The organism is Staphylococcus sp. HMSC62D11 (assembly GCF_001839145.1).
In the GTDB taxonomy this organism is placed as follows: domain Bacteria; phylum Bacillota; class Bacilli; order Staphylococcales; family Staphylococcaceae; genus Staphylococcus; species Staphylococcus lugdunensis.
Genome location: NZ_KV840184.1, coordinates 88,937 through 97,280, shown reverse-complemented (window position 1 = coordinate 97,280; position 8,344 = coordinate 88,937). Strand labels below are relative to the sequence as shown.

The window sequence follows — 8,344 nt, the reverse complement described above, 5'->3', positions numbered from 1 at the left end:
GCTTTCTTTTCGAAAGCCTATCTGTTGGGGCCCCACCCCAACTTACTTTGTTCGACGAATTACTTTTCGCTTTTCTCTTTGTTGGGCCCCCTCAGGAGTCTCACCTTAAATACTACGTATTAACATGTAATTTTACCTTTAAATGCTAAAAAATTAGTCACTTTCGTATAATTTATTATCTAATACATAAGGGAAAAGACAATTTCTATCAAATAATTTTAATAGAAATTGTCTTTTTACATTGTTTAAGAACTTAATGTCCCAGACCCTGTCTTATTGTACTTATTTACGATGTCTTTTTCGATATTTTCTTACAGCACGACGGTATTTGCGCTGATCCTCAGTCAAAAAGAAGAAATAGTAAATTAAATAAATAATTATGATGATAAGGATAAGCCCAAAAATTGTCTTGGCAAATGAAACTACGAATACATTAAAATTCAAGATTAATCCTATAGCTGCTATAGCTAGAACAAGATAAAATATAAAATTTTTCACATTAAAACTCCTCGATATAATTCATTGCTTATTTTGTTGTTTGATTGTCACTTAAATTAACTTGTCCAAGTTCTGATTGTCCTTTTTTTAATTTCTTAGTATCCTTTGACTGATATCCAGATTTGATATCATCTAAAGCTGATGTTAAATCTTTATTTAATGATTTGATAACTTTATGTTTTTTCTTATTATCACTATTTAAATCATGCTCATTCACAGAAGATTGATAATTTGAATAGGCTTCAGAAAGTTTATTATCGATTTCATCTAATTTGTCTAAGTTCTCTTTTTTAACCTTAGATGAAGTTTTAGTCAAATCAAGTTTATTATACATATCTATAGCCTTAGTAATTTGTTGATAATATTCAGCAGAAGCTTTAAGAAATTTAGCTTCTTGGTTATTTGATGCTGCTTGTTTTTTATTATTTTTATCTTTTTCTAAAGCTTTAACTTTTTCTTTTTCTGATGTAACTTCACTGTTTAATTCTTGAATTTTTAATTTAAGCTGATGATTATCATCTCTTAACTGTGTCGTTTTATCTTCAAGTGGTCCTAAATTTTGAGATCCACAACCCGCTAAGAGTAACGACGCACCGATTGCCAAAACTATTTTTTTCATACGTATCTCCCTGTTTGAATATCACTTTATTTCTCCAATTATTATGCTATCATTTTAAAGTATAGATAAAAATACTACAAATGTTAACTAAGGAGGATTAATTATGAGTAAATTATCCCAAGTACGCCAACAGATATTAGATGCTAAAAAGTTAGATGCCATTGTGATATTATCCGATTTTAACCGCAGATATTTATCTGGGTTTACTGGCACAAGCGGTGCTTTAATTATTAGTCAGCAACAAAATATATTAATCACAGATTTTAGATATATTAAACAAGCTACAGAACAGGCAACTGATTTTGAAATTATAAATCGTACGCATGATCTTATCACAGAAGTAAAACAAGTGCTACTAGATAAGGGCTTCTCCACAATTGGTTTCGAGGGGCATTTAGTAAGTTACGATACCTATAAATCATTACAAGATAATACGATTACTTTTAGTTCAATTGCAAATGAAATCGAAACGATTCGTGAAATAAAATCATCCGCTGAAATCGACCTCATTAAAGAAGCAGCACATATCGTTGACGATACATATAATTATATTTTAACCGTCGCTAAAGCAGGCATGACTGAAAAAGAAATAAAAGCTTTATTAGAAAGTAAAATGCTACATCTTGGTGCAGATGGACCATCATTTGATACGATTGTTGCATCGGGCTATCGTGGTGCATTACCACATGGTGTGGCTAGTGATAAAATCATTGAGCAAGGGGATATGATTACTTTAGATTTCGGAGCATATTATCATGGTTATTGTTCTGATATAACACGTACATTCGGCATAGGAAAACCTAAAGCTCAATTGGAAGAAATATACAATATTGTATTAGAGTCACAGCAATTAGCAATCAATCAAATTAAAGCAGGTATGACCACACAACAAGCTGATGCTTTGGCAAGAGATTATATTGACAAGCATGGCTATGGGGACGCGTTTGGTCACTCTTTAGGGCATGGTATCGGATTAGACATTCATGAAGGGCCTTTGTTATCAAAAAACACGAATAATACATTAAAAGTTAATAATTGTGTTACCATTGAACCAGGTATTTATGTTGAAGGTCTTGGTGGTGTTCGAATAGAAGACGACATTTTAATTACAGAAAATGGCTGCGAAGTCTTTACTAAATGTACGAAAGACCTTATTATTTTATAGAAAGCGTATAATTGAGGAGGAAACTGAATGATTTCGGTTAATGATTTTAAAACAGGTTTAACAATTTCTGTAGATAATGCTATTTGGAAAGTTATCGACTTCCAACATGTAAAACCAGGTAAAGGTTCTGCCTTTGTTCGTTCGAAATTACGTAACTTAAGAACAGGTGCTATTCAAGAAAAAACTTTCCGCGCTGGTGAAAAAGTCGAACAAGCTATGATTGAAAATCGTCGTATGCAATATCTATATGCTGACGGAGATAACCATGTATTTATGGACAATGAAACATTTGACCAAACTGAATTATCTGGAGATTATTTAAAAGATGAATTAAATTACTTAAAAGCAAACATGGAAGTTCAAATTCAATCTTATGAAGGCGAAACAATTGGAGTTGAATTACCTAAAACAGTTGAGTTAGTAGTAACTGAAACCGAACCAGGTATTAAAGGGGATACTGCAACTGGTGCTACTAAATCTGCCACAGTTGAAACAGGATATACTTTAAACGTCCCATTATTTGTCAATGAAGGGGATACTTTAATTATTAATACTGGTGATGGTAGCTACATTTCAAGAGGATAGTCCTTGTAATACAACATTGAATTAAGCACACGATATAGACCATTATTTGTGCATATTAATAATGCTATTTTAGCACGCCATCTATTATCATTATGAGTTGAGCTGAGGCAAACATAAACTGTCTTAGCTCACTTTTATTTTGATTTTCATAGTAATAAACATCCCTTGCTTGAATTGACTCTAGCAGTCCAGTAAAATATACGAGTAAAGGAAAACAATCTTAAGGAGTCATTCATATGAATTTTAAAGAAATCAAAGAATTAATTGAAATTCTTGATCAATCAAACTTAACTGAAATCAACATTCAAGAAAAAGATAATATAGTTAGTCTAAAAAAAGAAAAAGAAACTGAAATCATTACACCACAATATACAACTCAAGCTGCACCTGTTTATCAATCAAGTGAATCAAACTCAGCCTCACCTGTTAGTCAAAACGATGCTGCTACTGCTGAAAAACCACATTCAGATGAAAACTATAATACAATAAATGCACCAATGGTTGGCACATTTTATAAGTCACCTTCTCCAGAAGAAGAAGCTTATGTTCAAGTCGGAGATAAAGTTACAAATGATTCAACCGTTTGTATATTAGAAGCTATGAAATTATTCAATGAAATTCAAGCTGAGATTACAGGTGAAATCGTAGAAATATTAGTAGAAGACGGACAAATGGTAGAGTATGGCCAACCGTTATTTAAGGTGAAATGATGAAAAAAGTATTAATTGCAAATCGTGGTGAAATCGCCGTACGCATCATACGTGCATGCCATGATTTAGGTATCCAAACAGTTGCAATCTATTCTGAAGGGGACAAAGACGCATTACATACTCAAATTGCTGATGAAGCATATTGCGTTGGTCCTACTCAGTCAAAAGATTCTTATTTAAATATTCCAAATATCTTATCAATTGCTACGTCAACAGGCTGTGATGGCGTACATCCAGGTTATGGATTTTTAGCTGAAAATGGAGACTTTGCTGAGTTATGCGAAGCCTGTCAATTAAAATTTATTGGACCTAGCTTTGAATCTATCCAAAAAATGGGGATTAAAGATGTAGCAAAAGCGGAAATGATTGCAGCAAATGTACCTGTAGTACCAGGTAGCGAAGGATTATTACAGTCGATTGATGATGCTAAACAAATTGCTAATCATATTGGTTATCCAGTAATAATTAAAGCGACTGCAGGTGGTGGCGGCAAAGGCATTCGTGTCGCACGTAATGATCAAGAATTAGAAAAAGGATATAAGATGACTCAACAAGAAGCAGAGACTGCATTTGGTAATGGGGGATTATATCTTGAAAAATTCATAGAGAATTTCCGACATATAGAAATTCAGATTATTGGTGATCAATTTGGACATGTAGTTCATCTTGGAGAACGCGATTGCACAATCCAACGACGCATGCAAAAGTTAGTTGAAGAATCCCCATCACCTATTCTAACTGAAGCTAAAAGAGAGGAAATGGGTGCTGCTGCAGTGAGAGCAGCACAAGCAGTTAACTATGAAAATGCAGGAACGGTAGAATTTATTTATGATTTAGATGATGATCAATTTTATTTCATGGAAATGAACACAAGAATTCAAGTTGAACATCCTGTCACTGAAATGGTAACAGGCATTGACTTAGTCAAACTTCAATTAAAAGTGGCCATGGGTGAAGCATTACCATTTACACAAAGTGATATAAAAATTAATGGGCATGCCATTGAATTTCGTATTAATGCTGAAAATCCATATAAAGATTTTATGCCATCACCTGGAAAGATTACACAATACTTAGCTCCAGGTGGCTTTGGAGTGAGAGTTGAATCAGCATGCTATACAAACTATACTATACCACCATTTTATGATTCTATGGTTGCAAAGCTTATCGTTCATGAACCAACAAGACGTGAAGCCATTAATACAGGAATTCGAGCTTTAAGTGAATATTTAGTATTAGGTATTGATACTACTATTCCATTCCATTTAAAATTATTAACGAATGATATTTTCCAAAGTGGTTTATTTAATACTAAATTCTTAGAACAGAACAATGTCATGTCTGATGAAAATTAATTAGGAGGTACGATTTATGGTAAATGTTGCAGATTATACAAATAAAAATTTAGGTAAAGTTGAAATCGCACCAGAAGTTTTATCCGTGATTGCCATTATAGCGACGTCTGAAGTAGAAGGTATATCAGGACATTTTGCTGACTTAAAAAATACAAACTTAGAAAAAATTAACCATAAAAACTTTAATAAACTATTAAAAATAGATGCTAAAGAGGAAGGCATTAACATTGATGTTTACTGTTCTTTAAAACATGGCACTAAAATTTCCAAAGCGGCAAGTAACATTCAATCCGCTATCTTTAATTCTATAAAAACAATGACGGCAATTGAATTAAATCAAATTAATGTGCACATCACACATATTACAGTTGAGAAATAAGACACACAATAGAAGGAGTTATTTATGAGTCGAAAAGAATCAAGAACTCAAGCATTTCAAACACTATTCCAGCTCGAAATGAAAGATAGTGATTTAAGCATTAGTGAAGCGATAAATTTTATTAAAGATGATCATCCTGACTTAGATTTCACCTTTATCCATTGGTTGGTTACTGGTGTGAAAGACCATGAGCCAATATTGGATAAAGCAATTGAACCTCATTTAAAAGATTGGTCATTAAATCGTTTATTAAAAACGGATCGTATTATTTTAAGAATGGCAACATTTGAATTACTGCATAGTGATACGCCACCAAAAGTGATCATAAATGAGGCGGTGGAACTTACAAAGCAATTCAGTGATGATGATCATTATAAATTTATCAATGGTGTTTTAAGCAATATAAATTAACAGTAATTGAGTGATAATTTATGACAGAATATTTAAGTGTCAGTACATTAACTAAATACATCAAATATAAGTTTGATCAAGATCCACATTTGCAATCTGTATTAATTAAAGGTGAATTATCAAATTTTAAACGTCATTCAAGTGGCCATCTCTATTTCAATGTTAAAGATCAAAATAGTGTTATTAGCGCAATGATGTTTAAAGGTAACGCAGCGAAAATTAATTTCGATCCTAAAGAAGGAGACGAGGTGCTCATTGAGGCACGCGTCTCAGTATACGAACGCCGTGGCAACTATCAAATCTATGTCAATAAAATGCAATTAGATGGTATAGGTAATTTATACCAACGCCTTGAAGAATTGAAAAAGAAATTAACTAAAGAAGGCCTTTTCGACCAACAATATAAAAAATCAATTCCAAAATATCCTAAAAAAATTGCCATTCTAACCGCAAGCACTGGTGCAGCTATTCGTGATATTCAAACAACAATAGAAAGTCGATATCCATTAGTCGAAAAGATTCCCATTAGTACACTTGTTCAGGGAACACAAGCAAAGCAAGATATCATTGAAAAAATTCGATATGCTGATAGTTTAAATGTTGACACAATTATCGTTGGACGTGGTGGTGGATCTATTGAAGACTTATGGAACTTTAATGAAGAAGAAGTTGTTCGAGCAATTTATAATTGCCAAACTCCTATTATTTCGGCAGTTGGCCATGAAACAGATTTTACTTTAAGTGATTTTGCTGCTGATATCCGTGCAGCCACACCAACACAAGCTGCTGTTATAGCAACACCAGATCAATATGATCTTATGCAACAAATTAAACAGCAACAATTTACATTAACTCGATATATAAAACAACGTATTGAACAGCATCGCAAACAATTACAACATATCTCATCATATTATAAATTTAAGCAACCTTCATTATTGTACGATCAACAGATACAACGACGTGATGATTTAGAAAAACAGTTAAATTTAAAAATAATTACAAAGCTTAAAGAGCAAAAGCAAAATTTACAAATAATACAGCAACGATTTAACATCAAAAATTTCAAACAGCATATATTAACTGAACAACGACAAACGAATCAGCTTGAAACCAATTTAACAAAAATAATACAACACCAGTTAAAACAATTTAACACATTATTGCATAATCAAGTTGAACAACTTAATCATTTAAGCCCAACCAATACAATGTTACGAGGTTATTCAATTATTCACAAAGATAATCAAGTTGTGACAAGCACACATGATTTAACGGTTAATGATGATATCACTTTAAATATGAAAGATGGTCAAGTAGAAGCTACTATTAAGAAAGTAAGGTGTGACAATGAGTAAAGATCAGCAAAGTTTTGAACAAATGATGGAAGAACTAGAAAATATCGTTACAAAATTAGATAATGAAACGGTGTCGTTAGAAGAATCTTTAGCCCTATATCAACGTGGCATGACATTATCAGCTGCTTGTGATACTACCTTAAAAGAAGCCGAGCAAAAAGTGAATGATTTAATGAAAGACGAATCAAAGGAAGATCATGATGACGAACCTATCGAAGAATGACTTAATTTCACAAGTCAACCAAGTATTAGACGATCTTATTCCTCAGTCAAAGCTCGGTACAAACCTTGAGGAAAGCATGCAATATTCAATTAATGCAGGGGGTAAACGCGTTCGCCCGCTATTACTTCTTCTTACATTGGATATGTTGAACAAAGATTATCAATTAGGATTAGCTACAGCAGCTGCTTTAGAAATGATACATACGTACTCGCTTATACATGATGATTTACCTGCTATGGATGATGATGATTATCGTCGTGGTAAGTTAACTAACCATAAAGTATTTGGCGAATGGAAAGCAGTTTTAGCAGGTGATGCACTATTAACTAAAGCTTTTGATGTCATTTCAAATGATACTCAACTTGATAACGATATTAAAGTTAAATTAATACAACGTTTAGCTTTTGCAAGTGGTCATCTAGGCATGGTCGGTGGACAAGCACTTGATATGCAAAGTGAGACTCAGGCAGTGGATATTTCAACATTAGAACAAATTCATAGAGCTAAGACTGGTGCGTTACTTACTTTTGCTGTCATGGCTGCAACTGATATTGCTCAAGTCAATGAGCATGTTGCAGAGCATCTTAATTTATTTAGCCAACATTTAGGATTAATGTTTCAAATCAAAGATGATTTACTTGATGTTTATGGAGAAGAATCAAAATTAGGTAAAAAAATTGGCAGCGACATAGATAATCATAAAAGTACGTATGTCTCATTATTAGGAAAAGATGGTGCCGAAGAAAAATTAACAATGCATAAAAATGCTGCCCTAAATGAACTTGAGCAACTTAAAGAGGATTATGATATAAGTCAGCTAAAAGATATCGTTGAATTATTTTATACACGTGATCATTAAAATCAATTATAACATAACAACAAAAGGGGGATCCTTTTGTTGTTTTTCTATACGAAACTAGTCAACTTATAAATATTCAAAACAATTGCAAAATGTATAAATGGTTTTCTAGCCACAACCTAAATATTCTAGTTAATAGCGTATTATTTTGAATCAAACATCTCTCGTCAATCATTTGTACA

General features: G+C 32.7%; 11 protein-coding genes. 9 read left to right on the top strand and 2 right to left on the bottom strand.

The features are described from left to right. Positions 1-282: 282 nt before the first annotated feature. Together HMPREF3267_RS03385 and HMPREF3267_RS03380 are read right to left on the bottom strand one after the other, a co-directional pair. The gene (locus HMPREF3267_RS03385; RefSeq protein WP_062077671.1) at positions 283-498 is read right to left on the bottom strand and encodes an SA1362 family protein; all 216 of its coding nucleotides are present in this window, start codon (positions 496-498) and stop codon (positions 283-285) included. 28 nt (positions 499-526) lie between these two features. Then, a complete protein-coding gene (locus HMPREF3267_RS03380; protein WP_002478136.1) occupies positions 527-1,117 on the bottom strand; it encodes a putative periplasmic lipoprotein in 591 nt (196 codons plus the stop codon). Positions 1,118-1,220: 103 nt separating this feature from the next. Between HMPREF3267_RS03380 and HMPREF3267_RS03375 the strand changes: the two genes are divergently transcribed. From HMPREF3267_RS03375 to HMPREF3267_RS03335, 9 genes are all read left to right on the top strand, one after another. Continuing rightward, positions 1,221-2,282: a M24 family metallopeptidase gene (locus HMPREF3267_RS03375; protein WP_002459029.1), complete on the top strand. Its 1,062-nt coding sequence runs from the start codon at positions 1,221-1,223 to the stop codon at positions 2,280-2,282. A gap of 27 nt (positions 2,283-2,309) precedes the next feature. Continuing rightward, positions 2,310-2,867 carry an elongation factor P gene (efp, locus tag HMPREF3267_RS03370; RefSeq protein ID WP_002459030.1) on the top strand — a complete coding sequence of 186 codons (558 nt, stop codon included), beginning with the start codon at positions 2,310-2,312 and terminating at the stop codon, positions 2,865-2,867. 236 nt (positions 2,868-3,103) lie between these two features. Beyond that, positions 3,104-3,577: an acetyl-CoA carboxylase biotin carboxyl carrier protein gene (accB, locus tag HMPREF3267_RS03365; protein WP_002459031.1), complete on the top strand. Its 474-nt coding sequence runs from the start codon at positions 3,104-3,106 to the stop codon at positions 3,575-3,577. Next, on the top strand, positions 3,577-4,932 hold the full coding sequence (accC, locus tag HMPREF3267_RS03360; protein ID WP_002478138.1) for an acetyl-CoA carboxylase biotin carboxylase subunit: 1,356 nt from the start codon (positions 3,577-3,579) through the stop codon (positions 4,930-4,932). The genes accB and accC overlap by 1 nt, the downstream gene beginning before the upstream one ends. 16 nt (positions 4,933-4,948) lie before the next feature. After that, positions 4,949-5,311 carry an Asp23/Gls24 family envelope stress response protein gene (locus HMPREF3267_RS03355; protein WP_002459033.1) on the top strand — a complete coding sequence of 121 codons (363 nt, stop codon included), beginning with the start codon at positions 4,949-4,951 and terminating at the stop codon, positions 5,309-5,311. A 24-nt stretch (positions 5,312-5,335) separates the two neighbouring features. Then, positions 5,336-5,722, top strand: a complete 387-nt coding sequence (gene nusB, locus HMPREF3267_RS03350; protein ID WP_002459034.1) for a transcription antitermination factor NusB — start codon at positions 5,336-5,338, stop codon at positions 5,720-5,722. Positions 5,723-5,742: 20 nt separating this feature from the next. Next, positions 5,743-7,080 carry an exodeoxyribonuclease VII large subunit gene (gene xseA, locus HMPREF3267_RS03345; RefSeq protein WP_070648490.1) on the top strand — a complete coding sequence of 446 codons (1,338 nt, stop codon included), beginning with the start codon at positions 5,743-5,745 and terminating at the stop codon, positions 7,078-7,080. Further along, positions 7,073-7,303: an exodeoxyribonuclease VII small subunit gene (locus HMPREF3267_RS03340; RefSeq protein WP_002459036.1), complete on the top strand. Its 231-nt coding sequence runs from the start codon at positions 7,073-7,075 to the stop codon at positions 7,301-7,303. Before xseA ends, HMPREF3267_RS03340 begins: the two co-directional genes overlap by 8 nt. Continuing rightward, on the top strand, positions 7,281-8,162 hold the full coding sequence (locus HMPREF3267_RS03335; RefSeq protein WP_037553636.1) for a polyprenyl synthetase family protein: 882 nt from the start codon (positions 7,281-7,283) through the stop codon (positions 8,160-8,162). The genes HMPREF3267_RS03340 and HMPREF3267_RS03335 overlap by 23 nt, the downstream gene beginning before the upstream one ends. Positions 8,163-8,344 lie beyond the last annotated feature (182 nt).